At 52.1% G+C, this 257-nt stretch carries 1 protein-coding gene; it reads right to left on the bottom strand.

Features of this window, described 5'->3' with window-relative positions:
- On the bottom strand, window positions 1-233 hold a 233-nt coding region (locus tag H5201_RS22840), incomplete at its 3' end, for an Ig-like domain-containing protein (RefSeq protein WP_310736961.1).
- Window positions 234-257: the final 24 nt, after the last annotated feature.

Below are 257 nucleotides of genomic sequence, written 5' to 3'. Positions count from 1 at the left end.
TCGTTCGTCGCAGCCAACGGATCAATATCAAAGGTTGGCGCAAGAGTATCGATCACTCCGCCATTTTCTGTGTCGCTAGCGGTATTGCCGGCGGCATCGGTGACGCTGGCATCAACAACAAAAGCACCTTCTGCAAGCGGGGTCGGTACATCCACCGACCAACTGCCATCTGCAAGTACTGTCGCCGTTAAGGTTTGTATATCACCATTGGCATCGGTGACTGTAATGCTCACCAACCCACCTATTTCATCACTGCT

This window comes from Pseudoalteromonas sp. SG43-6, assembly GCF_014164365.1.
In the GTDB taxonomy this organism is placed as follows: domain Bacteria; phylum Pseudomonadota; class Gammaproteobacteria; order Enterobacterales; family Alteromonadaceae; genus Pseudoalteromonas; species Pseudoalteromonas rhizosphaerae.
Note: the sequence above shows the minus strand (reverse complement) of the source record. Positions and strands in the feature narration are given on the sequence as shown.